The 25,200-nt window shown below is 61.7% G+C and carries 21 protein-coding genes; 8 read left to right on the forward strand and 13 right to left on the reverse strand.

Going from position 1 to position 25,200, the window contains the following annotated elements:
• Nucleotides 1–25: 25 nt before the first annotated feature.
• Together FJ546_RS19815 and FJ546_RS19820 are read right to left on the reverse strand one after the other, a co-directional pair.
• The gene (locus FJ546_RS19815) at nucleotides 26–769 is read right to left on the reverse strand and encodes an alanyl-tRNA editing protein (RefSeq protein ID WP_140890883.1); all 744 of its coding nucleotides are present in this window, start codon (nucleotides 767–769) and stop codon (nucleotides 26–28) included.
• Nucleotides 769–1,803 carry a cysteine synthase A gene (locus FJ546_RS19820; RefSeq protein WP_140890865.1) on the reverse strand — a complete coding sequence of 345 codons (1,035 nt, stop codon included), beginning with the start codon at nucleotides 1,801–1,803 and terminating at the stop codon, nucleotides 769–771. The genes FJ546_RS19815 and FJ546_RS19820 overlap by 1 nt, the downstream gene beginning before the upstream one ends.
• A 226-nt stretch (nucleotides 1,804–2,029) precedes the next feature.
• On the opposite strand from FJ546_RS19820, the gene FJ546_RS19825 reads away from it, so the two are divergent.
• Together FJ546_RS19825 and FJ546_RS19830 are read left to right on the forward strand one after the other, a co-directional pair.
• Nucleotides 2,030–2,851, forward strand: coding sequence for an SDR family oxidoreductase (locus tag FJ546_RS19825; protein ID WP_140890866.1), 822 nt, complete (start codon nucleotides 2,030–2,032; stop codon nucleotides 2,849–2,851).
• A gap of 94 nt (nucleotides 2,852–2,945) precedes the next feature.
• The gene (locus FJ546_RS19830) at nucleotides 2,946–3,920 is read left to right on the forward strand and encodes an alpha/beta fold hydrolase (protein ID WP_140890867.1); all 975 of its coding nucleotides are present in this window, start codon (nucleotides 2,946–2,948) and stop codon (nucleotides 3,918–3,920) included.
• Nucleotides 3,921–4,027: 107 nt separating this feature from the next.
• Here FJ546_RS19830 and FJ546_RS19835 read toward each other — a convergent pair whose 3' ends face one another.
• Nucleotides 4,028–5,449: a DEAD/DEAH box helicase gene (locus FJ546_RS19835; RefSeq protein WP_140890868.1), complete on the reverse strand. Its 1,422-nt coding sequence runs from the start codon at nucleotides 5,447–5,449 to the stop codon at nucleotides 4,028–4,030.
• 391 nt (nucleotides 5,450–5,840) lie between these two features.
• On the opposite strand from FJ546_RS19835, the gene FJ546_RS19840 reads away from it, so the two are divergent.
• Nucleotides 5,841–7,373, forward strand: a complete 1,533-nt coding sequence (locus FJ546_RS19840) for an acyl-CoA carboxylase subunit beta (protein ID WP_140890869.1) — start codon at nucleotides 5,841–5,843, stop codon at nucleotides 7,371–7,373.
• A gap of 11 nt (nucleotides 7,374–7,384) precedes the next feature.
• Here FJ546_RS19840 and FJ546_RS19845 read toward each other — a convergent pair whose 3' ends face one another.
• On the reverse strand, nucleotides 7,385–8,914 hold the full coding sequence (locus tag FJ546_RS19845; RefSeq protein ID WP_140890870.1) for an NAD(P)H-hydrate dehydratase: 1,530 nt from the start codon (nucleotides 8,912–8,914) through the stop codon (nucleotides 7,385–7,387).
• Between the two features lie 352 nt (nucleotides 8,915–9,266).
• Here FJ546_RS19845 and FJ546_RS19850 point away from each other — a divergent pair, with 352 nt between their 5' ends.
• Nucleotides 9,267–9,605 carry a P-II family nitrogen regulator gene (locus FJ546_RS19850; RefSeq protein ID WP_006205430.1) on the forward strand — a complete coding sequence of 113 codons (339 nt, stop codon included), beginning with the start codon at nucleotides 9,267–9,269 and terminating at the stop codon, nucleotides 9,603–9,605.
• Nucleotides 9,606–9,667: 62 nt separating this feature from the next.
• Nucleotides 9,668–11,077 (forward strand): type I glutamate--ammonia ligase, encoded by a 1,410-nt coding sequence (gene glnA / locus FJ546_RS19855; RefSeq protein WP_010909302.1) that lies wholly within the window; start codon nucleotides 9,668–9,670, stop codon nucleotides 11,075–11,077.
• A gap of 698 nt (nucleotides 11,078–11,775) precedes the next feature.
• Here the strand turns inward: glnA and FJ546_RS19860 are convergent.
• On the reverse strand, nucleotides 11,776–13,197 hold the full coding sequence (locus tag FJ546_RS19860) for an APC family permease (protein ID WP_140890871.1): 1,422 nt from the start codon (nucleotides 13,195–13,197) through the stop codon (nucleotides 11,776–11,778).
• 147 nt (nucleotides 13,198–13,344) lie between these two features.
• Here FJ546_RS19860 and FJ546_RS19865 point away from each other — a divergent pair, with 147 nt between their 5' ends.
• On the forward strand, nucleotides 13,345–13,947 hold the full coding sequence (locus tag FJ546_RS19865) for a TetR/AcrR family transcriptional regulator (RefSeq protein WP_140890872.1): 603 nt from the start codon (nucleotides 13,345–13,347) through the stop codon (nucleotides 13,945–13,947).
• Nucleotides 13,948–13,979: 32 nt separating this feature from the next.
• Entirely contained in the window at nucleotides 13,980–15,146 is a 1,167-nt protein-coding gene (locus FJ546_RS19870) for a P1 family peptidase (protein WP_140890873.1), read from the forward strand.
• A gap of 114 nt (nucleotides 15,147–15,260) precedes the next feature.
• On the opposite strand, the gene FJ546_RS19875 is transcribed toward FJ546_RS19870, so the two are convergent.
• Nucleotides 15,261–16,301: a glutamine synthetase beta-grasp domain-containing protein gene (locus tag FJ546_RS19875; protein WP_140890874.1), complete on the reverse strand. Its 1,041-nt coding sequence runs from the start codon at nucleotides 16,299–16,301 to the stop codon at nucleotides 15,261–15,263.
• 315 nt (nucleotides 16,302–16,616) lie between these two features.
• Here FJ546_RS19875 and FJ546_RS19880 point away from each other — a divergent pair, with 315 nt between their 5' ends.
• Entirely contained in the window at nucleotides 16,617–16,808 is a 192-nt protein-coding gene (locus FJ546_RS19880; RefSeq protein ID WP_044547541.1) for a DUF2735 domain-containing protein, read from the forward strand.
• Nucleotides 16,809–16,885: 77 nt separating this feature from the next.
• Here FJ546_RS19880 and FJ546_RS19885 read toward each other — a convergent pair whose 3' ends face one another.
• The 7 genes from FJ546_RS19885 to FJ546_RS19915 form a co-directional block, all read right to left on the reverse strand.
• A complete protein-coding gene (locus tag FJ546_RS19885; protein WP_140890875.1) occupies nucleotides 16,886–18,775 on the reverse strand; it encodes an MFS transporter in 1,890 nt (629 codons plus the stop codon).
• A 183-nt stretch (nucleotides 18,776–18,958) separates the two neighbouring features.
• On the reverse strand, nucleotides 18,959–19,750 hold the full coding sequence (locus FJ546_RS19890; RefSeq protein ID WP_140890876.1) for an ATP12 family chaperone protein: 792 nt from the start codon (nucleotides 19,748–19,750) through the stop codon (nucleotides 18,959–18,961).
• A gap of 12 nt (nucleotides 19,751–19,762) precedes the next feature.
• Nucleotides 19,763–20,632, reverse strand: a complete 870-nt coding sequence (locus FJ546_RS19895; protein WP_181168005.1) for a DMT family transporter — start codon at nucleotides 20,630–20,632, stop codon at nucleotides 19,763–19,765.
• Nucleotides 20,633–20,679: 47 nt separating this feature from the next.
• Nucleotides 20,680–21,660, reverse strand: a complete 981-nt coding sequence (locus FJ546_RS19900; RefSeq protein ID WP_019857981.1) for an RluA family pseudouridine synthase — start codon at nucleotides 21,658–21,660, stop codon at nucleotides 20,680–20,682.
• Between the two features lie 60 nt (nucleotides 21,661–21,720).
• Complete coding sequence (gene crcB, locus FJ546_RS19905; RefSeq protein WP_095775799.1) at nucleotides 21,721–22,095, reverse strand: fluoride efflux transporter CrcB; 375 nt, start codon at nucleotides 22,093–22,095, stop codon at nucleotides 21,721–21,723.
• 47 nt (nucleotides 22,096–22,142) lie between these two features.
• Complete coding sequence (locus tag FJ546_RS19910) at nucleotides 22,143–23,795, reverse strand: hypothetical protein (RefSeq protein WP_140890878.1); 1,653 nt, start codon at nucleotides 23,793–23,795, stop codon at nucleotides 22,143–22,145.
• 316 nt (nucleotides 23,796–24,111) lie between these two features.
• A complete protein-coding gene (locus FJ546_RS19915) occupies nucleotides 24,112–24,942 on the reverse strand; it encodes an aspartyl/asparaginyl beta-hydroxylase domain-containing protein (RefSeq protein WP_140890879.1) in 831 nt (276 codons plus the stop codon).
• Nucleotides 24,943–25,200 lie beyond the last annotated feature (258 nt).

Below are 25,200 nucleotides of genomic sequence, written 5' to 3' on the forward strand. Positions count from 1 at the left end.
TATTGCGGGTAGGGCAAGGGTTGCGTCAGGTGGCCGGCATCGGGCCGAAGCGGATGCGGAAGCGCCTGTTCTCACGACCCTTCTTTTCGATCTTGCCGATGTGGATTTCACCGATTTCGCCCGTGCTTTTCACATGTGTGCCACCACAGGGCTGGCTGTCGACCGCGCCATTCTCACCAATGCAGACCAGGCGGATCCTGCCGGTGCCGACCGGCGGCCGGACATTCTTCGACTTGACCAGGCCGGGGTTCGCGGCGAGTTCCTCGTCGCTGATCAGCCTGGTGAAAATCGGATGATCGGCGCGCACCAGATCCATCAGGCTGGCGGTGACCTCTTCCTTCGAGAAGCTGGCGTCCGGAATGTCGAAATCGACCCGGCTATCGTCCTCGGAAACCGCCGCACCGGTGATTGGAAACGGACAAACGACGGTAAGCAGATGGCAAGCCGCGTGCATGCGCATCAACAGGTGCCGACGTTCCCAGTCTATCGCGAGTTTGACCTTCTCGCCAACCGCCAGGTCTGCCTGCTCCGGCGCCGGCACATGGATGACCTCGTCCTTGGTCTCACCTGTGATGGTGGCGGCAATGGCGATGCGGCTGCCATCGGCGCGTTCGAGATAGCCGGTATCGCCCGGCTGGCCGCCCGAGGTGGCATAGAAGATCGTCCGGTCGAGGATGATGCCGCCACGATCATTGACGGCAGCAACCGCCGCATCCGCCGTACGCAGATAGGCGTCGTCGCGAAACAGCGCTTCCGTCTTGTGCGCCATCATGCGACCTTTTCGAAAGGCACCGAAATCTTGCTCTGCAGTTCCATCCAGCCCGGCACCGGGAGATTCTTCTCACGCAGGAATTCCGGATTGAACAGCTTCGACTGGTAGCGTGTGCCGTAGTCGCAAAGAATGGTCACGATGGTGTGGCCCGGGCCCAATTCCCTGGCGAGCCGGATAGCGCCGGCAATGTTGATGCCGGTCGAGCCGCCGACGCACAAGCCTTCTTCCTGGATCAGGTCGAAGACGATCGGCAGTGCGTCCTCGTCCTTGATCTGGAACGAGAAATCCGGCGTGAACCCTTCGAGATTGGCGGTAATACGCCCTTGCCCGATGCCTTCGGTGATCGAACTGCCTTCGGACTTCAATTCGCCGCTGGTGTAGAAACTGTAGAGCGCGGCGCCAAGCGGGTCGGCAAGCGCGATTTTCACATCCTTGCTCTTGGCCTTCAGCCCGAAAGCGACGCCGGCCAGCGTGCCGCCCGAGCCCACCGCCGAGACGAAACCGTCGACCTTGCCGCCGGTCTGGGCCCAGATTTCCTCCGCCGTGGTGCGGATATGCCCATCGCGGTTGGCGACATTGTCGAACTGGTTGGCCCAAATGGCGCCGTTCGGCTCGGTCCTCGCCATCTGCTCGGCCAGCCGCCCCGACAGTTTCACGTAATTGTTGGGGTTCTTGTAGGGCACGGCCGGCACCTCGATCAGCTCGGCGCCGAGCAACCGGATCGTGTCCTTCTTCTCCTGGCTCTGCGTATCGGGAATGACGATGACGGTGCGATAACCCAATGCCTTGGCGACCAGCGTCAGCCCGATGCCCGTATTGCCTGCCGTGCCCTCGACGATGACGCCGCCCGGCTTCAACAGGCCGCGCTGTTCGGCGTCACGGATGATGAAAAGGCCGGCGCGATCCTTGACCGATTGCCCCGGATTCATGAATTCGGCCTTGCCCAGGATCTCGCAGCCGGTTTCTTCGGACGCTTTGTTAAGGCGGATCAGAGGCGTGTTGCCGATCGCGTCGATCACAGAACGGGGCATTCAGGATTCCTTGTGTGCGTGCGCCGAAACCCTAGAAACCCGAAGCTTCGGTTTCAAGGCAAGAATTCGCCTGGTCCAGTCGCATTTCCGGCACTGCTGTGCGTCTACACCCCTTTCAGCGTTCTCGATATCCCACAGTGCATTTACACCCGTGGTCGAAAAGCACTCTTTTCATTCGATTTCCTGACCGCTAGAGCAAGGCACCAACAACTCGGCAGGGCGCAGCATGACACTCTATCGGGCCGATCCGAAACACGGCGTCGCCTGGGTCACGGGCGGCAGCAGCGGCATTGGCCGCTCGCTGGCCAGGGATCTGGCGTCCCAGGGCTATGCGGTGGCGGTAACGGCACTGGACGACGATCCGATCGACACGCTCATCGTCGAGACCGCGCAGATGCCGGGCAGCGTCACGGCCTTTCCCTGCGACGTCACGGACGAGCCGCGCATGGCAAGAACGGTGGCCGCGATCGAGAAGGAGCTCGGCCCCATCGTGCTCGCCGTCTTCAATGCCGGAAACTACATTTCGACGCCTGGAGAGGCTCTCGTCGTCAAGGACTTTCGCCGGTCCTTCGAGGTCAACTATTTCGGCATCATCAACGGCTTGGTGCCGGTCGTGGAGTATATGCGCGTGCGGTCGCGCGGCCACGTCGTGCTGGTCGGATCGGTCACCGCCTATTTCGGCTGGCCAACCACGGCCGCCTATGGCGGCACCAAGGCGGCGATCAACATCCTGGCCGAGTCGCTGAAGTATGATTTCGACAAGATGAACATCCGCGTCCAGGTGATAAACCCCGGTTTTGTCGACACGCCGCTGACCGAAAAGAATATGCTGCCAATGCCAGGCCTGATGCCGGTCACCCGGGCGACGCGCCGCATGGTGAAGGCAATCAAGTCCGGCGGCTTCGAAGTCACCTTTCCGTACCGCACGAGCTGGCCGCTGAAATTTCTCGCTTTGTTGCCCAGGCCGATAAGCCGATGGGTGATCAGCTTGATGACCAGCTGGAAGGCACGGCCGCTGCATTACGAGCGCAAGTCACCCAGCCAATAGGATGCCCACAGGATTTGGTGGTGCGACGGCCTGAACGGTCGTTGCCTGTTCATGGCCACCGCCATAGGCTTGTTGTTGTTGCGTGGAGTCTGCGATGGGGCGACGGATCGTGCTTGCTGTGCTGGCCCTGGTCGCCGTCCTTGCATTGGCCTTCGTCTTCGGCCCGCGCGTTCCCGTCGACACCACGATCCGCTTCGATCCTTCCATCATCGGCGATGATCCGCAGGCCTATGTGGCAAAGGTGGAAGCCGCCGTGCCCGGTATCCGCGACGGGCTGGAGAAGGAGATCGTCTGGGCCAACCCCATGGTGCATGCCAAGACGCCGCTGTCGATCGTCTACATCCACGGTTTCTCGGCTTCGAAGGGTGAGGTCCGCCCCCTGCCCGACGACGTGGCCGAGCTGCTCGACGCCAATCTCTTCTTCACCCGCCTGACGGGTCACGGGCAGGACGGAGCGGCGATGACGCAAGGCAGCGTCAACGCCTGGATCAACGACTATGAGGAAGCGCTCGCCCTCGGCCGGGCGATCGGCGACAAGGTGATCGTCATCTCGACCTCGACCGGCGGCTCGCTGGCGGCATGGGCGGCAACGCAGCCGGGTGCATCGGATGGGGTGGCGGCGATTGCATTCATCTCGCCCAATTTCGGCGTCAAGGCATCCGGCGCCGAGATCCTGACCATGCCCTGGGGCAAGCAGATCGCCGAACTCATCATCGGCAAGGAGCGCAGTTTCGTGGCGCGCAACGCGCTGCACGAGAAATTCTGGACCACCAAATATCCGGTTGCCGCGACGCTGCCGATGCAGGCGTTGACGGAACTCGCCTATAGGGCGCCGGTAGAGAAGGCTGATATCCCTGCCCTGTTCATCTTCTCGGATTCGGACAGGGTGGTGCGGCCAGACCGCACCCGCGAAATCGCCGGGCGCTGGGGCGCACCGCACGAACTGGTGCCGGTAGACGACACCGGCGACCCGGACAACCATGTCATTGCCGGCGATGCGCTGTCGCCATCGACCACGGCATTTCTGGCGCAACGGATTGCCGTCTGGATCGAGGCGGTGGCGAAATAAGTTGCGCAGACGAAAAAGGCGACCGAAGCACCGCTTCGGCCGCCCTTTTCTCCATCAGTCAGGCAGCCAGCCAAGCGCCAAGGCTTGGCCGGCCTTCATGAGGCTGGTCAGGCAGCCCGCGCTGCCGGACGCTTGCCGCCGAAACGGCGCTTGTTGTTGCCCTTGAAAGGCTTGGCGCCTTCCGGCTTGCGCTCACCGGCAAAGGCCGGCTTGTCGCCGAAGCGCTTCTTGCCAAAGCCGTTGCCCTTGTTCTCGCCGCCCGGCCGCCGGCCGTCACGACGGCCATTGCGGTCGTTGCGATCATTGGCGGGCTCGAAGCGCTCGTTCTTTTCAGCCGGATTGCGCTGCGGATCGGGGCTGCCGAGATGGTCGGCGACGATCGGCAGTTTGGTGCGGATGATGCGCTCGACCTGGCGCAGCTTGCTGTTTTCCGAAGGATCGCAAAGCGTGATCGCAATGCCGTCCATGCCGTTGCGGCCGGTGCGGCCGATGCGGTGGACGTAGCTTTCCGCCTCGTCCGGCAGGTCGAAATTCACGACATGGCTGATGCCGGGGACGTCGATGCCGCGCGCCGCGATGTCGGTCGCGACCAGAATGCGGACCGATCCATCGCGAAAATCGTTCAGCGCCTTCTGACGGGCATTCTGCGACTTGTTGCCATGGATGACGGCGGCCTTGAAGCCATCGCGCTCGAGATCCTTGGTCACCCGGTCGGCGCCGTGCTTGGTGCGCGAAAAGATGATAACGGACTTCATCGCCTCGTCGGCGAGCATCGTCGACAGCACCTGGCGCTTCTGCTTGGTGCGGGCGAAGACGACGCCCTGGACGATCTCGGCCGCCGCGGTGCTTTGCGGCGAGACTTCGATACGGACCGGGTTCTTCAGAAGACCCTTGGCCAGTTCCGCGATCTCGTCCGGCATGGTGGCCGAGAACAGCGCCGTCTGGCGGTCAGGCGCGGTCGCCTTGGCGATGCGCTTGACGTCGTTGATGAACCCCATGTCGAGCATGCGGTCGCCCTCGTCCAGCACCAGCCATTTGGTGTCGGAGAGGATGAGGTCGCCCTCGCGCACCAGGTCGGTCAAGCGACCGGGCGTGGCAATCAGGATGTCGACGCCGGGAGCAACCTTCTTCACCTGGCTGAAGCGCGAGACGCCGCCCTGCACCAGTGCCGTCGAGACATGCGCGCCCTTGGCAAGGATCTTGATGGTGTCCTCGATCTGCACGGCAAGCTCACGGGTCGGCGCCAGGATGAGCGCACGGGTCGTCTTGGCACGCCGCTTGGTGCCGAGCGCGATGATCTTCGACAGGATAGGCAGCGCAAAGGCCGCGGTCTTGCCAGAGCCGGTCTGCGCGATGCCGAAAATGTCACGGCCTTCCAGCTGCGGCGGGATGGCCTGCATCTGGATCGGCTTCGGCTCCGTGAAGCCGGCATTGTGGGTAGCCTTGAGCAGCGCACCCGTGATTCCCAGCGCTGCGAAACCGGAGAGTCCCGCGGTTTCGTTGCTGGGCAATGTGTTTTCGTTGGTCAAAATACTCTTCTTTCACGCGGCTTCTTGGCCGCAAACATCAGTGGCGGCAGGGCGCAACCTGCCGTCGAAAAACTTGATATGAAACGACAAGGCGGCGGACGCGTGCGTCCACTCGGCTGCGCTGTCGTGCCCGCAGGCATCATGCCACGGGGCTTTTTCGCCGCCTTACCGATTTGCCGGAAAGAGGGAAAACAGACGCAACCAGTCTCATTTGTCGAGAAGGCCGGAATCTCCCGGCCCAAGCGCCTATGGGCTGCATATGGCTGAGTTCGCCCCGGAATGCAAGGGGCGTCATGTTGCAGCGCAGCAAAAACCCGCTGGAAAGCCGACGCTTGCACTCCCCGACGGGCATCATTACCACAAATGCAGCTTCTATTTTGGGGACCGAGCGATGAAGGACGTGCTGAAGGAACTCGAGCGCCGGCGCGACATCGCCCGCATGGGTGGCGGACAGGCGCGCATCGACGCCCAGCACAAGAAGGGCAAGCTCACCGCGCGCGAACGCATCGAGGTGTTCCTCGACGAAGGCTCGTTCGAAGAGTTCGACATGTATGTCGAGCACCGCTCGACCGATTTCGGCATGGAGAAGACCAAGATCGCTGGCGATGGCGTCGTCACCGGCTGGGGCACGGTCAACGGCCGTCCGGTCTACCTCTTCGCCAAGGATTTCACCGTATTCGGCGGCTCGCTGTCGGAAGCCCATGCCGAAAAGGTCATCAAGGTGCAGGAGATGGCGCTGCGCAACCGCGCGCCGATCATCGGGCTCTACGATGCCGGCGGCGCGCGCATCCAGGAGGGCGTGGCGGCGCTCGGCGGCTATGCCGAGATCTTCCAACGCAACGTGCTGGCCTCCGGCGTCATTCCGCAGATTTCCGTGATCATGGGTCCTTGCGCGGGCGGCGACGTCTATTCGCCCGCCATGACCGACTTCATCTTCATGGTGCGCGACACCTCCTACATGTTCGTCACCGGCCCGGATGTGGTGAAGACCGTCACCAACGAGACGGTGACCGCCGAAAGCCTCGGCGGCGCTTCGGTGCACACGACGAAATCCTCCATCGCCGACGGCGCCTATGACAATGACGTCGAGGCGCTTTTGCAGATGCGCCGGCTGGTCGACCTGTTGCCGGCCTCGAACACATCTGACATTCCCGAGATCGAATGCTACCAGTCGGTCACTGACCACGATTTGTCGCTCGACCGGCTGATTCCCGACAACGCCAACAAACCCTACGACATCAAGGAGCTGATCCTGAAGGTCGCCGACGAGGGTGACTTCTTCGAAATCCAGCAGAGTTTCGCCAAGAACATCGTCACCGGCTTCGGGCGCGTCGAGGGCCGCACGGTCGGCTTCGTCGCCAATCAGCCGATGGTGCTGGCCGGCGTGCTCGATTCCGACGCCAGCCGCAAGGCGGCGCGCTTCGTGCGCTTCTGCGACTGTTTTTCGATTCCGATCGTCACCTTCGTCGATGTTCCCGGTTTCCTGCCCGGCACCGCGCAGGAATATGGCGGGCTGATCAAGCATGGCGCCAAACTGTTGTTCGCCTATGCCGAGGCGACCGTGCCGAAGATCACCGTCATCACCCGCAAAGCCTATGGCGGCGCCTATGACGTGATGGCGTCAAAGCATTTGCGCGGCGACATGAACTATGCCTGGCCGACGGCGCAGATCGCGGTGATGGGGGCGAGAGGCGCGGTCGAGATCATATACCGCAAGGACATTGGCGACGCGGAAAAGATCGCAGCCCATACAAAGACTTACGAAGATCGCTTCCTGTCACCCTTCGTCGCCGCCGAGCGCGGCTATATCGACGAGGTGATCATGCCGCACTCGACCCGCCGCCGCGTGGCACGGGCGCTGCGGATGCTGCGCAACAAGGACATGCAGAACCCCTGGAAGAAGCACGACAACATCCCGCTGTGAACTGACGGCCGTCAGCGTCCGCCTCGATCCGCAACCAGTTCGCGCAACACAGGCACCGACGCCAGCGGCAGATCCTCGGCAATCAGCCCCGCACCGAACCGGCTGCCGGCCTCGGCATGGATCCAGACCGCGGCGCAGGCCGCTTCGAACGCCGGCATGGCTTGCGCCAGCAGACCGGCGGTGATGCCGGACAGCACGTCGCCAGACCCGGCAGTGGCAAGCCAGGGCGCGCCATTGGCGTTGATCGCCGCCCGGCCGTCGGGAGCAGCGATCACCGTGTCGGCGCCCTTGTAGACGATAACGGCATTGGCTCGTGCGGCCGCCGCGCGTGCCTTGTCGAGTTTGGACGAGCCATTGTCGGAGGCGATGTCGGGAAACAGCCTGGCGAACTCACCGTCATGCGGCGTCATTACCAGGGCTGGCGCATGCGGCCTGCGCGCCGCTTCGAACAGGACGTCCGGCATGTCGCGAAACGCGGTGATCGCGTCGGCGTCGAACACGAGCCCGTCAACCTGTGTGGCAGCAGCTTGAGCTTGTCCGGAGGCGAGGAGTGCCAGCCCAAAGGTCCGCGTTCTGTCACCAACGCCGAAGCCGGGGCCAAGAACGAAGGCCGAAGGCCGGCGTTCGCCGACAAATTCCCTGATGTCGGCGACATCATCGGTTTTGCGCAGCATGATCGAGGTCAGATGGCCGGCGTTGACCTGCATGGCATTGCCCGGCGACAGCACGGTCACCGCCCCCGCCCCGCTTCGAGCCGCGGCAAGCGCCGACAGCCGCGCCGCCCCGGTAGCGCTCGGCCCGCCGGAAAAGACGCCGACATGGCCGCGCTTGTACTTGTGTGCGTCGACAGCCGGCACCGGGAAATGGCGCAGCCAATGCGCCGGCCTGTTCTCGAATATCCGGGGCTGGAGCCGTGCAATGATGTCGTCGCCGATGCCTATATCGGCGAGCACGATGTCGCCGCACCGCTCCCGGCCCGGCAGGAGCAGATGGCCTGGCTTCTTGCGCGCGAAGGTTACCGTGACGGCGGCGGCAAACGCCACGCCCAAAACGCTGCCGCTGTCGCCGGAAACGCCCGAGGGCAGATCGACCGCGACAACCGGCAAACGCCGATCGGTGGCGACGCCCACCGCCCTGGCGGCATCGCCTGACAGCGGCTTGGACAGCCCTGCCCCGTAAAGCGCATCGACCACGATCGAGCCGGGCTCCGCTTCAAACCTGGACAGCGGCCGGGGCGCGATCGGGCACTTCGCCGCGGCAAGTGCTGCGTCGCTTTGCGGCCTCGGCGCACCGGACGCCCAGATCGTGGTGGTGACGCCGCTGCCGGCCAGGATGCGAGCGACGACATAGCCGTCGCCACCATTGTTGCCGGGCCCGCACAACACATGGACATGCGTCGCTGACGGGTAACGCCTGAGAACTTCGCCTGCGACCGCTTCGCCGGCACGGCGCATCAGGCCGATGCCGTCGATTGGGCCGGCGGCAATCGTCAGCCGGTCCGCCTCGCCCATTTCGGCGGAAGTAAGAAGTTCATCGCTCATGGATTGCCGATCCGCATTCGATCAAGCATTGTCCAGTTTTCGAACCGACGCAAACATAGAGGAGCGCATCACCAACTGCGGCCATGCCAGCAAGGCGGGCATCAAGGCAAAACCGCACATCAGATGAGCATCCTGCCTAATTATTAGGCTGTCGCACGCATGGGGGCTGTGTCACTTCAGCAGGCCATGCCGCATCCGATGCTGCGAATGACGCGAATTTGTATCTCGGCGCGGCATGGGTTGGAAATCGTATGAAACCGCTTCGAATCCCGCTATCTGGCACGGTTCGTGCTTGATGGAGGCGCAAGCGGGGTTCACAACCCGTTTTTTTGGCAGTGGAGGCCACTTTTACATGAAAAAGATCGAAGCGATCATCAAGCCATTCAAGCTGGACGAAGTGAAGGAAGCGCTTCAGGAGGCCGGACTGCAAGGCATCACCGTAACCGAGGCCAAGGGCTTCGGACGTCAGAAAGGCCACACCGAACTCTATCGTGGCGCCGAATATGTCGTCGATTTCCTGCCCAAGGTGAAGATCGAGGTCGTGCTCGGCGACGACGCGGTCGAAGGCGCGATCGAGGCCATCCGCAAGGCGGCCCAGACCGGCCGTATCGGCGACGGCAAGATCTTCGTCTCCAATATCGAGGAAGTCGTGCGCATCCGCACCGGTGAGACCGGAATGGACGCGGTCTGACGCGACCAGCCTTCCAAGAAACGTCATCCATCAAAAAACGTCATCAAACAGGGATACATGACATGACGACAGCCAAAGACATCATGAAGCAGATCAAGGACAACGACGTGAAATTCGTCGACCTGCGCTTCACCGACCCGAAGGGCAAGCTGCAGCACGTAACGATGGATGTCGTCGAGGTCGAGGAAGACATGTTTGCCGATGGCGTCATGTTCGACGGCTCCTCGATTGCCGGCTGGAAGGCCATCAACGAGTCCGACATGGTGCTGATGCCCGATCCGGACACGGTCCACATGGACCCGTTCTTCGCCCAGTCGACCATGGTCATCCTGTGCGACATCCTCGACCCGGTCTCGGGCGAATCCTACAACCGCGACCCGCGCGGCACGGCCAAGAAGGCCGAAGCCTACATGAAGTCGGAAGGCATCGGCGACCAGATATTCGTCGGCCCGGAAGCCGAGTTCTTCGTGTTCGATGACGTCAAGTACAAGGCCGATCCCTACAACACCGGCTTCAAGCTCGACTCCACGGAACTGCCGTCCAACGACGACACCGACTACGAAACCGGCAATCTCGGCCACCGCCCGCGCATCAAGGGCGGCTATTTCCCGGTGCCGCCGATCGACAGCGCGCAGGACATGCGCTCCGAGATGCTGACCGTGCTCGCAGAAATGGGCGTGCGCGTCGAAAAGCATCACCACGAGGTCGCGGCCGCGCAGCACGAACTCGGCATCAAGTTCGACACGCTGGTCCGCAACGCCGACAAGATGCTGATCTACAAGTATGTCGTGCATCAGGTAGCCAACGCCTATGGCAAGACGGCCACCTTCATGCCGAAGCCCATCTTCGGCGACAATGGCTCGGGCATGCACGTCCACCAGTCGATCTGGAAGGGCGGCAAGCCGACCTTCGCCGGCAATGAATATGCCGGCCTGTCCGAAAGCTGCCTGTTCTACATCGGCGGCATCATCAAGCACGCCAAGGCGATCAACGCGTTCACCAACCCGCTGACCAATTCCTACAAGCGTCTGGTGCCCGGCTATGAAGCGCCGGTGCTGCTCGCCTACTCGGCGCGCAACCGTTCCGCCTCCTGCCGCATCCCGTTCGGCTCGTCGCCGAAGGCCAAGCGCGTCGAGGTTCGCTTCCCCGATCCGGGCGCGAACCCCTACCTCGCCTTCGCCGCCATGCTGATGGCCGGCCTCGACGGCATCAAGAACAAGATCCATCCAGGACAGCCGATGGACAAGGACCTCTACGACCTGCCGCCGAAGGAGTTGAAGAAGATCCCGACCGTCTGCGGTTCGCTGCGTGAAGCCCTCCAGAGCCTCGACAAGGACCGCGGCTTCCTGAAGGCCGGCGGCGTCTTCGACGACGATCAGATCGACAGCTACATCGAGCTGAAGATGGCCGAGGTGATGCGCTTCGAAATGACCCCGCATCCGGTCGAATACGACATGTACTATTCGGTGTAAGAACCCGTACCGATAGCGTTGAAAAGGCCCTTGAAGGATATCCGCCTTCGAGGGCCTTTTGCTGTTGGTCAATGCTCATCGACCAATGCGCACCGATGGGCGCGTACGTGGCCAGCCACGCAAGCGCTGCCTATTTCGTTCCGAAGGATCGTTTGATGGCGTCCGTTGCCAGGGTCATGGCCACCGGCGGAAATCGCAAATGAAGGCTTGTGGGTGGCAGTTTCGAGCGCGCAATCGAACGCCAGGAGCGAGCGGCGCACTGCCTCAGGCTGCAATGCCCGCTCGTCCGGCGCCCCCGCCAATGCCGTCGTTCAAGAAACCCCGCCCCGTTCGAACAGCATCGCTTTGGCGTAACCCCAAGGCCACGAATACGCATGCCGCAGCGTGATCTGTCAACGTCGCCGGACGAAGGCATACATCGCCGATTTCGATGTATGAACAGAGGCTTATAGAAAGGATCATTGGACTACGGATGAGGCGAAACAGGCCGTTTTCCGGGCTTTTTCGACGAAGTGGGTAGCGCGTCACACCGGTGGCGGCAAGAAGCATCAGCCAAAGGCCTCTCCATCCGGCGAATTTGCCCGGTGCTTTTCAACCTGACTTTTTTTGGGGGTATTCGCTCCGCCGGCTAGCACGGCAAAAAGGGAACCCCGGCGAAGGCGGGATTCCCGCAAGGATAGAGCGTCGGAGGGTGACGCCTATCCTGCAAGTTCGTCGGGACCGTGCAGGTTCCAGTCCGTTCGCCTGGCGAGCATCAGCACGTAATAGATCGCCGCAACAAGCATGATCAGCAGTGTGGCGATCAGGCTCGGGCGTCCGAAGGCCGCGTCGAGCAGGTTCTGATAGGCCACATAGACCAGCGCCACGAAGGCAAGGATCGCCGGCACCGGAAACAAGGGCATGCGGTAGTGTCCTCCAGCCGTGGTGCCGTTGTGGCGTCCGGCAAATACCGCCAGGCACAGAAGCGCGTAGATCACCACCAGCGACGTGCCGCTGACCACCAGCAGAAGGTTGATGTCGATAAAGCAGGCGACCGCCGCCAGCACCGAGACGACGATGGTGGCGATCCAGGGCGACGCATAGCTGCCATGAACCGAGGCGACCGCGGCATTGATCGGGCCGAACCAAGTCTTGTCCCGGCCGGAACTGAACAGCAGCCGCGCTGCCTGCAGGATGATGGCAATGACCGCGTTGAAGATGGCGACAGCGATGGCAAGGCTGATCAGCACCGTCAGCGCATGGCCGCCGCGCGCCTCGAGGAAGTACTCGATCTTCTGGGGGGCTGCGAGCAGGCCAGCCAGATCCGGTGCGCCGAGCAGCACTGCGGTCAGCGGAATGAGTTCCGCGGCGACCGTGATCAGCAGCGCCCAGACGACGACCTTGCCGATGTTGCGTTTGGCGTCCTGCGTCTCCTCGCCGAAATAGGCAGCCGCGCCGTAGCCATTATAGGCAAAGAGCGAAACGGCGGTAGCAGCTAGGATGATTCCGGCCGACGCCGGGACCAGCGTGTTGGTGGCATCGAGCAATTGTGGCGAGGTGAACAGGCTCGACAGCGGCCGCTCGACATGGGCGAAGCCGAGACCGGTCAGGATCAGCAGCGCCAGCATTTCGATGCCGAGGAAGATGCCGGTGACGAAGGCATTGAGCTTGATGCGCATTGCCGCCACCGTGCCGGCCAGCGCGATCGTCACCACCCCGACCCATTGCGGGCTGAGGTTGGGAATGAGCACGCCGAGATACGTGCCGACGCCGAGCGCGATGACGGCGACGATCAGCACGATTGAGACGAACACCAGCACCAGCGTGACGAAGCCCCAGAAGCGGCCAAGCGTGCGGCCGATCATGGTGTATTCGCCGCCGGCCATCGGGTAGGCCGACGAAAGCTCGGCGTAGACGAAGGCCATAAACAGCCCGATAACCGCGGCGATGACGAAACTGAGGAATGAGCCAGTGCCGGCGAGCGCAATGACGCCCGGCACGATGATGAACACCGAGGATGCCGGCGTCACCGCCGAGAGCACGATCATCAGCGTGCCTAGCGCGTTGAGCGCCCGGTCCAGTCCCTTGGCGGTTGGTGCAGCCTTGTCGACCGCCCGTGTCGTTGCTTCGTTTGTAGACATCGTCCTCCCCTTTTTTTAATAAGATAAAAATTATCCTCCGCTACGGAACCTATCGACGGAGTCAGATATCGTCAAGAAATATGGCGCAATGGCGCTTGCAAACTTTCGCCCACCAGCCTTAAACTGAATCAAATTCAGGAAATTGGAATGGGACGACCCAAAACACAGACTGATCGCCGCCTCACCCTCGTCGCCGCGGCAGAATCGATGATCGCCAAACACGGCCTTGCCGGCGTCACGTTGCGCGACGTCGCCAATGAGGCAGGGATGAGTTCGAGCGCCCTGCTCTACTACTATCCCGGCCTCAAGGACCTGCTGGACGATGTGCAGCGCAAGGCAGTCGAGCGGTTCTGCACGATACGCGCGGCGTCGGTCGCCGAGATCGCCGATCCGCGGCTGCGGCTGAAAACGATGATTGAGAGCGGGCTACCGACCGACACGGACGACCAGCTCTGCCGGCTGCTGCTCGAGCTCGGCGCCTATTCGCGCTCGGATGCGAGCTATGCCGCCCGCCACATCACCTTGTTCGAGCGGCAGGTGTCGATCTATGTCGGCATCCTGGAAGCGGGTGCGGCCACCGGCATCTTCAAACTGCAGGCGACCAGCGAGACGATCGCGCGCAGCCTGGTGGTGCTCGAGGACGGCCTGGGGCTCCATCTCGTCAACATCGTGCCCGCGGTCGATCAGGTTTCGGCGCTGGCCATCCTGACCAGCTATGCCGAGATGGCGACTGGCTGCAGCCTTCGCTGAGCCGGCTCATATCAACGGAGCGAAACCCAAACATGGATCAACTGCCGACCCACACCACCACGCCAGATGGCAAGGCGCGAGCCCGGGCGCTCGCCATTCCCTTGCAGGGCACGCCAGGTCCCGCCAATGCCATCACCGATGTCGACGGCGTGCTGGTCGGTTATTCCACGATCATCAAGGGCGAAGGCGAGCTCACCCTCGGACATGGACCGGTGCGCACCGGCGTGACGGCCATCCTGCCGTTCGGTCGTGACGGCGTCGGCACTGCCTGTGCCGCCGGCTATCATTCCTTCAACGGCAATGGCGAAATGACCGGCGCATCGTGGATCGAGGAGGCCGGCAGCATCAGCCTGCCGATCCTGATCACCAACACCCATGCGGTCGGCCTCTGCCATCGCGGCGTCATCGACTGGGTGGCGCGCCACAAGCCCGATGTCGCCAACCAGTGGCTGCTGCCGGTGGTGGCGGAAACCTGGGATGGTTATCTCAACGACATCAATGGCTCGCATGTCACGGTCGACCACGCCATCGCCGCGATCGACAATGCGGCGAGCGGGCGCATCGAAGAAGGCTCGGTCGGCGGCGGCACCGGCATGAACTGCTATGCGTTCAAGGGCGGCTCCGGCACGGCCTCGCGGATCGTCGACTACGGCCATCGCTCCTACACGGTCGGCGTCTTCCTGCAGGCCAATTTCGGTTCGCGCCGCGAACTCACCATCGCCGGCGTGCCGCTTGGGCCTGAGCTTGCGGATGACAATCCGATGGAGTTCTATTTCAACGGCGCCCCGACCGGCGCCGGCTCCTGCATCGGCATCGTCGCCACCGACGCACCGCTACTGCCCGGCCAATGCAAGGCGCTGGCCCGGCGCGTGCCGCTCGGCCTGGCGCGAACGGGCACCACCGGCTCGCATTTTTCCGGCGACATCTTCCTCGCCTTCTCGACCGCCAACCGCGACGCGCTCAACGGCCGCTTTCCCCAGGGACCGGTGAGAGAAGACAGCTACAGCCACATGGATTTCATCCCGTGGGGCCGCATGGACGATTTCTATGGGGTCGTCGTACAGGCGGCAGAGGAGGCGGTGCTCAACGCGCTCGTCGCCAACAGTGACATGACCGGTCGCGACGGCAACCGGAGCCCTGCCCTGCCCCATGCGAAGGTTTTAGCAGCGCTGAGGGCACGTGGGGCTGTCGCCGGCTGAGAACGGCAGACGCGCCCCGCAAACACGAAAAAGCTCTGGCGTTTCTCCGCCAGGGCTTTTTGTTATCGAGTTCTGGTCACGGCGAAGACCTTGCGTTCGGCGCCGCGAAAACAATCAGGCGGCGGCCGAGACCTTAGCGTCGGTCGCGACCTGCGAGATCGTCTTCAGCACCTGCGAAGCGATCTGGTAGGGGTCGCCCTGGGAGTTCGGACGACGGTCTTCCAGATAGCCCTTGTAGTCGTTCTTGACGAAGGAGTGCGGCACGCGGATCGATGCGCCACGGTCGGCGACGCCATAGCTGAACTTGTTCCACGGCGCGGTCTCGTGCTTGCCGGTCAGGCGCTTGTCGTTGTCCGGACCGTAGACGGCGATGTGGTCCATCAGGTTCTTGTCGAACTGCGCCATCAGGGCCTCGAAATAGGCCTTGCCGCCGACTTCGCGCATGAACTTGGTCGAGAAGTTGCAATGCATGCCGGAGCCGTTCCAGTCCGTGTCGCCGAGCGGCTTGCAGTGGAACTCGATGTCGATGCCGTAAGCCTCGGTCAGACGCAGCAGCAGGTAGCGAGCCATCCAGATCTGGTCGGCGGCCTTCTTGGAGCCCTTGCCGAAAATCTGGAATTCCCACTGGCCCTTGGCCACTTCGGCGTTGATGCCTTCATGGTTGATGCCGGCAGCAAGGCACTGGTCGAGATGCTCCTCGACGATCTTGCGCGCGACGTCGCCGACGTTCTTGTAGCCGACGCCGGTGTAGTACGGGCCCTGCGGCGCGGGATAACCGCTGTCGGGGAAGCCGAGCGGGCGGCCGTCCTTGTAGAAGAAGTATTCCTGCTCGAAGCCGAACCAAGCGTCCTCGTCGTCGAGGATGGTCGCGCGGCTGTTCGATTCATGCGGGATGACGCCATCGGGCATCATGACTTCGCACATGACGAGAATGCCATTGGTGCGGGCCGGATCCGGGTAAAGCGCCACAGGCTTCAGCACGCAATCGGAGCTGCGGCCTTCGGCCTGCATGGTAGAGGAACCGTCGAAGCCCCACAGCGGCAGCTGTTCGAGCGTCGGGAACTCGGCGAATTCCTTGATCTGCGTCTTGCCGCGAAGGTTGGGGACCGGGGTGTAACCATCGAGCCAAATGTACTCGAGCTTGTATTTCGTCATTCTAGCCTCTCGTTGCTTGTTCACCGAACACCAGACGGCCTCGACACACGCCTGCCGTCGGCAGCCGGCGCTGCCGATCCCTAAAATGCAATTCATGTGCCACTCCGACTTCGGCAGGTGCGGCAAAATGGCAGGGATATCGCGTCGAATTTCATGAGCCGCCTCAACACTGGACCCAAATCAATCAAGCTCGAATTATGCATAAATATTAGGCAATTACTGATCTTTTCGTAGGCATATTGCCTAAAGGAATCGCAGGACCTATCTTGTGCGAAAGCTGAATCGACAAGCTCCTGAAAACGAAAGGAGACCGCCATGGAAGTCGTCCCCTCCCGTCCGTCGGCAAAAATTCTGATGTTCCCTCTGGCAGCGCGAAAATCTGCCTCAAATTTAGGCGCAAAGGCGAAATTCGCGGCAGAGATCGCCTCGTTGCGCTACACGCACGCCGATTTTGACGGCTGGTATCACGAAGCGGCCATCGAGGAAGAAAATCAGCCAAAGAGCTGATCCGCTTCTTCGGAGTCTCAGACACGGAAAAGCCCGGCGTGAGCGATCACGCCGGGCTTTCTGTTGACCGAGGACGGCTACTCCTTGCCGTGCAGGTCGGTGCCAAGCGTATCCTTGACGAAGATCATGCCGATGATCAGCGTCATTGCCGCGATCACCACCGGATACCAAAGACCATAGTAGATATCGCCCTTGTAGGCGCTGAGCGCGAAGACTGTTGCCGGCAACAGACCGCCGAACCAGCCATTGCCGATATGATAGGGCAGCGACATGCCGGTGTAACGAATGCGGGTCGGGAACATCTCGACAAGGATCGCCGCGATCGGCCCGTAGACCATGGTCACGAACAGAACCAGGATGAACAGGATGCCGATCGTCATCGGCCAGTTCACGGCGGCCGGATCGGCGAACATGGCGAAGGCACCGCCGCCCGGTATGTTGTAGACGGTGACCTCTGGCGCGCCGGCGGCCTCGTCGGTGGTCAGGAGCTTGTCCTTGACCGCCTGATCGGTCGGCACCGTTGCTTTCTCGCCAGCGCGGATGGCGGCGGCATCGAGCTTCAGTTCCGGATTGGCGGCGACAAATGCATCGAGCTTCTGGTCCGGTATCTTGATCGCCGCACGTTTCAGTGGATAGCCGCCGTCCCGAAGCGACATATTGACGGCCTTCATGAAGGCCGCCTCTTTGGCTTTTGACTGGTCGCCGGCGGCGACGACGTCGTAGGACTCAACCGTCTCGCTACCGATTTTGACCGATGCCGCTGTTCCAGGGGCCGCCGTAGTGACCACGTCATAGGGAACTGAGTTCCTGGTTAGGAATGCCGTTGCCACATCACACGATGTGGTGAATTTCGCATTCCCCACCGGATTGAACTGGAACTTGCAGTCGCCGGGCGCGGCCGTAACCGTTGCCTTTGTGCTCAGCTGCGCCTTGGCGAGTGCCGGATTGGCGGCCCAGGTCAATGCCTTGAACAGCGGGAAGGTGCAGACGATGGCGAGTGCAAGGCCAGCCATGATGATCGGCTTGCGGCCGATCTTGTCGGAGAGCCAGCCGAACACGACGAAGAAGATCGAACCCAGCGCCAGCGCGACAGCAATCATGATGTTGACCGACTGCGCTTCGACCTTGAGCACGTTCTGCAGGAAGAACAGCGCGTAGAATTGGCCATTGTACCAGACGACGGCCTGGCCAGCAGTGAGGCCAAGCAGCGCCAGCAGTGCGATCTTGGCATTCTTCCACTGACCGAAGGCTTCTGTAAGCGGTGCCTTCGAGCCTTTACCTTCGTCCTTCATCTTCTGGAAGGTCGGAGACTCCGAGAGAGACAGTCGAATCCAGATCGAGACGGCGAGCAGTGCGAAAGAAACGATGAAGGGAATGCGCCAGCCCCAGGCGGCGTAGGTTTCCTTGCTCAGCGATCCCTGCACGATCAGAATGACGATCAGCGACAGGAACAGTCCGAGCGTCGCCGTTGTCTGGATCCACGACGTATAGAAACCGCGACGGTCATCAGGCGCGTGCTCAGCGACATAGGTCGCCGCACCGCCATATTCGCCGCCGAGGGCCAGGCCCTGCAGCATGCGCAGCACGATCAGGATCACCGGAGCCGCGATACCCAAGGTCGCATACCCGGGCAGCAAGCCGACCAGGAAGGTCGACAGACCCATGATCGTCATGGTGACGAGGAAGGTATATTTGCGGCCGACGAGGTCACCGATACGGCCAAACACCAGGGCGCCGAACGGGCGGACGAGAAAACCGGCGGCAAAGGCCAGCAGCGCGAAGATGTTGCGCGTCGCCTCCGGAATGGTCGGGCTGAAAAAGGTCGAGCCAATGAAGGCCGCCAATGAACCGTAGAGATAGAAATCGTACCATTCGAAAACGGTGCCGAGTGAGGAAGCGAAGATGACCTTCTTCTCTTCCCGAGTCATGCCGCGGCTCGTTCTGCCGGCGGTCGATGCCATAGCCATAGAGTTGTCCTCCCGTGAGACCTTGTCCTCGATGCCGGGCGCCAGTGTCAGCGCTCTCCTCCGAACGCGGACTCGGAAATGCCGGGCCATCACGGGAAAAATGACAGAAAGCGCCCGCCGACGGCAGAGCGACGATGGGATTATGACTTTGGTATTAGGTGCGGTGCGGCAATCGCCGCGGGGTCAGCCCTTGAGTGCTTCGAGAAGGCTGACGGCAGCCATCATATCGCGTTTGCGGGCGGCACGGCGCGCAACCGCTTCGGCATCCTGGCCCCAATGCTCGATCTGCCAGTCCTCGTCGACATGGCTGGCGGCCCAGGCAGTCTCGGCATCGAGCTCGCCGAAATCGACCGCCAGCGCCAGCAGCGCCGAACCCGTCAGCGAGGTCATGAGGTGGATGGCGGCCAGACGCAGCGGCTCGGCACGCTGATTGAGATGACTGCCCAGAACGGCGATCGTCTCGCGCGGCTGCTCGACATGGATGATCCCCTCGGCAAGGTTGAAGCGAGCCCCCAATGTCGTGCGCGCCCAATCGACGACCGGATCCCACAGCTCGTTCTGCCGCTCGACCAGCCCTTGGGGGGCGTCGGCGCGGTAACAGAGCAGATCCGATGAGGCAAACCGCAGTATGTCTTCCAGCACCGCCTGCGGATCGCTGGCAACGCCGTCGATGGCGGTGTTGACCAGGCGCATCACCGGCATCGCCACCGGATTGATCGTCTCGCCCTGTTCCGCGAATTCGTCTGCAACCAGCACTGCCGCCGCCTCGGTCGGCAGCGCCAGCAGCGCCTTGCTCGGCGTGCGCACCGGCTTGCCGTCGAGATGCACGGCAAAACCTCCCGCTATCGGCGCAACCGAAGCGGTTTTGTAGAAGCGCTTGGGCAGCGGCGTCTTCATCTGGATCTGGGCGCGGCGGACCGGATCCGGATCGGAAAGATACTTGCCCGCTTCGAGGTCGTTGAGGATGTCACGCATGAAAAGCCTCTCTCACACCGGTGTCAGCTTGCGCGCCGGCCGGTTAACGATGATCAGGCCTGCCGCAATCAAGCCAAGTGCCAGAAAAATGCGAATGGTCAGCGGCTCGTTCAAGATGATCGCGCCGCACAGGACACCGAAAACCGGCGACAGGAAGGTAAAGCTGGACAGGCCGGAGGCCGGATAGCGGCGCAGCAGCCAGAACCACAGGACATAGGTGAAGGCGACGATATAGATCGCCTGGAAAAGCAGCGCCAAAGTCGGCAACAAGGACGGATCGCGCACCGGCGGGCCGGCGAGAGGCAGCACCAATATGCCGACGATCGCCGCGCCGGCGAGTTGGTAGAGCAGCAGCTTCTCGGCGCTCGCCTCGACCAGTTTCGAGCGCTTGATGAGGATATTGGTCAAAGCCCAGAAAAACCCGGAGCCAAGACTGAGCAGATCGCCGAACAGCATGTCGCCGCCGCCAAGCTTGTCGGAAAAGACGGTGGCGAGGCCGGCAAAAGCCAGCAACAGACCGAGGAACTTGCGCATGGTGATCTGTTCGCCAAGCAGGAAGTGACCGCCAATCAGCATCCAGAACGGCATTGAGTTGACCAGCAGCGTGTTGCGGGCAACGGTCGTATGCTCCAGTCCGACATAGAGGCAAAGGAACTCGATGCCAAAAAGCACGCCCACGGCAATGCCGGCGAGCAATGTGCCATCGCGCCTGAACAGAGCGATGCCGCGCCAGCGGCACCAGAGGAAGACGCAGACGCCGCCGATGATCGAGCGTGCGATCGACAGGAAGACGGGGTCGTAACCGGCATAGGAGATTTTGGCGGCGACGTAGTTGAGGCCCCAGGAGAAGGTCAGGCCGACCATGATGGCGGCGGCGGCCATGTCGACTGTGTCGCGCCGATCGAGCGCGTCGGTGGCGCCGCTCAAGATCAATCCTCCGCGCTGGCGTCGTCGAAGCCGATCAGGTTCCAGCTCTGGCGCATATGCGGCGGCATCGGCGCGGTGACGTCGATGACGCCCTTGTCGGGATGCGGAATGATGATGCGGCGCGCATGCAGATGCAGGCGATTCTGAATACCGCCGGGGAAATCCCAGTTGGTGTCGGCCTCGAAATATTTCGGGTCGCCGATGATCGGGCAGCCGATATAGGCGGCATGGACGCGAAGTTGGTGGGTGCGGCCCGTATAAGGTTCCATCTCCAGCCAGGTCATGGTCTGCGCCGCCTGCTCGATGATACGGTAGTAGGACACGGCATGGTCGGCGCCTTTTTCGCCATGCGCGGCGACCCGGACACGGTCGCCATCCTCGGTCGGCTCCTTGATCAGCCAGGTCGAGATCTTGTCCTCGCGCTTCGGCGGCACGCCCTTGACCAAGGCCCAGTAGGTCTTCTTCGTTTCGCGGGCGCGGAACGCTTCCGACAGCTTCATTGCGGCCAGTCTCGTGCGGGCGACGACCAGCACGCCCGACGTGTCGCGGTCGAGCCGGTGGACCAGCCGCGGCTTCTCGCCCTTCTGGTTGCGCCAGGCTTCCAGCATGTCGTCGACATTGCGGGTGACACCCGAGCCGCCCTGCACCGCCAGGCCCGCCGGTTTGTTGAAGACGAAAACCTTCGGGTCCTCGTGGATCAGCATTTTCGCCAGAACGTCGGCATCGCCCTGGTTGCGGATCGAATGGCCGGTCAGCGCGCTCTCGCCCTTCTTGTCGACCTCGAGTGGCGGGATACGCACCACCTGGCCGGGCTCGACACGGCTGTCGGCCTTGACGCGGCCGCCATCGACGCGGATCTGGCCGGAGCGCAGCAGCTTCTGCAAATGACCGAAACCTAGGCCCGGGAAATGCGTCTTGAACCAGCGATCGAGCCGCATGCCCGCCTCGCCGGCCTCCACCGTGATCTGTTCAACGCCTGCCATTTTTTTTCGCTTATCCGTTTCCAAAGCAGGGCTCGGCCTGCGCTTGGCGCGGCAATAGCATTAAGGCAGGCTTCTTGCGAGCCAAAGACCCAAAAACAGGGCGATGATCGCGCCAATGACGCTGGCCAGCGCATATCCAAATGCCGGCAGCGTGGCTCCCCGCTCCCACAGCGTCGCGAAATCAAGCGAAAAGGCGGAAAAGGTGGTGAAACCGCCAAGAATGCCGGTGGCGACGAACAGCCTGACTTCGTTCGACCCGCCACGCCGCACCAGGATGGCGATGAACAGCCCCATGGCAAAGGAGCCGACAATGTTGATGGCCATCGTGCCCCAGGGATAATTGGGGCCGACAAGACGCAGGGCGCCCATACTGGTGAGATGGCGAATGCCGGCGCCGATGCCGCCGCCGACGACGACGAGAAGCAGATTGAACATCACGGTCTACTGCCCGCGTTGAGGCGGTGGCGTCAATCCCTTCACCGTCACCATTCAGGCGCTACCCAGTCCGGATACTTCTTCCTGAACTCAGCATAGAGGGCGTCGACCTCGGCTTTGCTGACCGGGCGCACCTGTTCGTAGAGATAGCCGGCGACATCGCCTGACAATCGGTACTGCGCAATGCGCCTGTACGCGGCACCGATGCCCTTGCCTTCAAGAATATACTGGTTCGGGAGCGTGACGCAGATCTGCGCGCCCGGTTGCAGATGAGTAACCGGCCGGTCGGTCACGACAACGTATCTGGATTTCAATGCGTCCGGTCGGAACCGGTCACGACTGTCCACCTGGCAAATCCATCCGACATGGGCAACAAGATCCCGTTTCATGCCGAACAACAGGGCGTCGCTCATCACAGGACCCGACGCAAATACCGAAAAGCGGTCCTTCGGTTCCATCCTGTCGACAAGGTCATCGATCAGGCGGCTGTATTCAGGGAGATTGTCGAGGTGAAGGGGAAGCGTGGCTTCCCTGGCGAAGACGAAGTCAACCGGGGACAGCAACTGACGGCCGGCTGGAAAAAACGTGCCCAAAAAAGCGAATCCGGCAACAGCGGCCATGGCGATGGTCGGCCATCGTGATTTCAGTCCCGGCACGGAGACGATCGAAACGATTGCCTGGGCATAGGCGGGAAAGAGCCAAAGAAACATCGGCAAGGAATGATGACGTTCCGGGTCCTGCGTCCGGATGAAAGCCAGGAAGGTAAGCACCGAGGCCATGGCACAGAACACCGCAAATCCGTTGCGGCGCACAACCGAGATGTAGAGGCCCACCACGATCAACGCCCAGTTCAGATAGCTGAGCCGGGATCCGACATCACCGAGCTGGGTGACAAAGGTCGTCTTGTATCCGCTGTAAAGGTCGGCGTAGCTGGTTTGCAGAATCCTGGCAATCAACGGCAGCTGGAAGTTTAACGCCGTCGCGGCAATAAGGAAAATCGCGCACGCGCCGCCCAGAGCCGCGTTGCGGAAGGCCGGCAGTTCCCGCTCCCTTGCGATCTGCAGCAAACCCAGGAATGCCGCTGACACGGTGATCCCTATGTCCGCATAGGCGTACCAGCGGCGCAGCATGAACGCCAACCACAGGCAGGCGCCGACGGCTATTCCGGTTATCACCGGTTCGCGGGTCAGGAATTTGGATTTCCAGAGAAAATAGGTTGCCGCGGTCAAGGCGAGACAGCCGGCAACGTCAGGCATTCCCCGAAGCGTCGGCGCCCAGAATGGCGTGTACAGGAAGGCCGTGATCCAGACGGCGATCCAGCTACGGGACGGCGTCTCGGACGCCGCCTCCTGATAGCTTATTCTGCCTATCGAAAGAACCGCCGGAACCAGGTAGACCGCGACGATTCCGGTAATGAAGGAAAGCCTTGAACCGCCAAAAACAAGGTGAAACGGCATCAGGGGCACCAGGATCGCCACGCCGTAATCTTCCGTGGCGATGGAGGTGCTCAATTGGCTGAGCCATTCGAATGGGCTTTCGACCAGAATCGCGCCCTGCTGGTTGAACATGTTGAAATAGGCCACGAAGTCCCAGTAATAGACGGACTCTTCGAGATTTATGTACGCGGCGCTCACGGCGACGCCAAGTAACACGGTGCAAATGTAAGCACCCCAGAATCCGAAGATTTTTTTCCCGATCACTTGAAGCCGCCGACAAAGGAAGGGACGGGTCTGTCGTAGTCTAATTTAAGCTATTTCTAATACACTCGAAACCCGTTCCGCCGATCGGGATTGCCAAATTCGTATCACGAAAATTATTGATGACTTGATAAAGATGTATACTTAAACGCATGGACATCGCAAGCGTCGACGACGCACAGAAATACCGCCGAATCGACCGCTTCTTCCAAACGACCGTTCGATATATTATACATATGTGATACAGAAGCCGTGCGCGCGGCAGAGATAAGATGCACCGCACGCTGCCAGCAGAGCCGGCAGCGTCGACGTCTTCAGGTCAAGTGGTTTCGACCTTCTTCGGCTTGGTCGAGCCGATCATCTTCCAGTTCTTGTAGAACATCGAATTGATGCGCTCGACGCTGACCGAGACAACCGCGAGCATGCCGGCAATGAGTCTCGGGAACGGGGACGGCCTGATGATGTCCATGAACACGCAGTAGCGGCGGCCGTCATATTCGTTGACCGAACGGTGCAGCAGCGTGTCGTCGAAAATGAACTGCGGATTGTCGTACCAGTAGTTCTTGACGTTGCCGCATTCGACGAAGATTTCCGCCTTCACCGGGATCAGATTGTAGAGGATGCGCAGGCTGAGCCGCAGCGGGCCGAAATGCCAGGAAGTCGATTCGCGCTTGCTGAAGACCGAAACGGCGATGGTCTTGATGTATTTGAAATCCTTGTTGAACTCGGCGACGTTGTCGATCCGGTGCTTGCCGTACCACTGGTAGACATACATGCCACGCCGGCCGGCGCCGAAATTGGCGTCGATGTCGGCGATGATCTCATCCTTGCGCGCCTTGAATATCTCCAGGACCTCATTGACCTCGCGCTGATAATCCTCCGGAAACTGCTCCAGCTTCCACACGCCGGGATTCCGGTAGCAGAGCAGATCGACCAGCAGGTTGAACGGCGACAAGAGCCAGGTGAACACGCCGTTGCCGAGGAAGTAGCCTGAGAACAGCGCCAGATTCTTCCTGTCGTTGCGCAGCACGTCGATCAGGCCGCAGACGATGAAGATCGTCGTCAGAATGGGGATGAAGTAGAAGCCAAGGGCGAGAAGCGGGATGGCGATGGCGAATTTGCGAAGGGATTTGCGAAGGGCTTTTGTCATTTTTCCACGCGCGGAGCGCGATCCTGTTGCGAATGAGTGTGCCAAATCTCGGCAACGACCACCGCCCGGCCGTGCGCCTTGATAAGGTTTTTTGGGTCGCCGCACAACGCCACGACATCGTGGCCTGGCAGTTGCCTGGTGGAATTTACCAGCCGTCGGTCAATGCACCGCCGGCAAGCCGAGCTCATCCCATTTCTCCCTGGCCACGGGATCGCCGACCAGGAACTCAAAGCCGATGACGCTTTCGCCGTCCCGCGC

Source organism: Mesorhizobium sp. B2-4-19, assembly GCF_006441315.1.
Classification (GTDB): domain Bacteria; phylum Pseudomonadota; class Alphaproteobacteria; order Rhizobiales; family Rhizobiaceae; genus Mesorhizobium.

Bases quoted from the DNA above. Each gene is read 5' to 3' on its own strand.
- FJ546_RS19815 (WP_140890883.1), bottom strand. From the start codon at position 769: ATGGCGCACAAGACGGAAGCGCTGTTTCGCGACGACGCCTATCTGCGT.
- FJ546_RS19820 (WP_140890865.1), bottom strand. From the start codon at position 1,803: ATGCCCCGTTCTGTGATCGACGCGATCGGCAACACGCCTCTGATCCGC.
- FJ546_RS19825 (WP_140890866.1), top strand. From the start codon at position 2,030: ATGACACTCTATCGGGCCGATCCGAAACACGGCGTCGCCTGGGTCACG.
- FJ546_RS19830 (WP_140890867.1), top strand. From the start codon at position 2,946: ATGGGGCGACGGATCGTGCTTGCTGTGCTGGCCCTGGTCGCCGTCCTT.
- FJ546_RS19840 (WP_140890869.1), top strand. From the start codon at position 5,841: ATGAAGGACGTGCTGAAGGAACTCGAGCGCCGGCGCGACATCGCCCGC.
- FJ546_RS19845 (WP_140890870.1), bottom strand. From the start codon at position 8,914: ATGAGCGATGAACTTCTTACTTCCGCCGAAATGGGCGAGGCGGACCGG.
- FJ546_RS19850 (WP_006205430.1), top strand. From the start codon at position 9,267: ATGAAAAAGATCGAAGCGATCATCAAGCCATTCAAGCTGGACGAAGTG.
- glnA (WP_010909302.1), top strand. From the start codon at position 9,668: ATGACGACAGCCAAAGACATCATGAAGCAGATCAAGGACAACGACGTG.
- FJ546_RS19860 (WP_140890871.1), bottom strand. From the start codon at position 13,197: ATGTCTACAAACGAAGCAACGACACGGGCGGTCGACAAGGCTGCACCA.
- FJ546_RS19865 (WP_140890872.1), top strand. From the start codon at position 13,345: ATGGGACGACCCAAAACACAGACTGATCGCCGCCTCACCCTCGTCGCC.
- FJ546_RS19870 (WP_140890873.1), top strand. From the start codon at position 13,980: ATGGATCAACTGCCGACCCACACCACCACGCCAGATGGCAAGGCGCGA.
- FJ546_RS19875 (WP_140890874.1), bottom strand. From the start codon at position 16,301: ATGACGAAATACAAGCTCGAGTACATTTGGCTCGATGGTTACACCCCG.
- FJ546_RS19880 (WP_044547541.1), top strand. From the start codon at position 16,617: ATGGAAGTCGTCCCCTCCCGTCCGTCGGCAAAAATTCTGATGTTCCCT.
- FJ546_RS19885 (WP_140890875.1), bottom strand. From the start codon at position 18,775: ATGGCTATGGCATCGACCGCCGGCAGAACGAGCCGCGGCATGACTCGG.
- FJ546_RS19890 (WP_140890876.1), bottom strand. From the start codon at position 19,750: ATGCGTGACATCCTCAACGACCTCGAAGCGGGCAAGTATCTTTCCGAT.
- FJ546_RS19895 (WP_181168005.1), bottom strand. From the start codon at position 20,632: ATGGCCGCCGCCGCCATCATGGTCGGCCTGACCTTCTCCTGGGGCCTC.
- FJ546_RS19900 (WP_019857981.1), bottom strand. From the start codon at position 21,660: ATGGCAGGCGTTGAACAGATCACGGTGGAGGCCGGCGAGGCGGGCATG.
- crcB (WP_095775799.1), bottom strand. From the start codon at position 22,095: ATGTTCAATCTGCTTCTCGTCGTCGTCGGCGGCGGCATCGGCGCCGGC.
- FJ546_RS19915 (WP_140890879.1), bottom strand. From the start codon at position 24,942: ATGACAAAAGCCCTTCGCAAATCCCTTCGCAAATTCGCCATCGCCATC.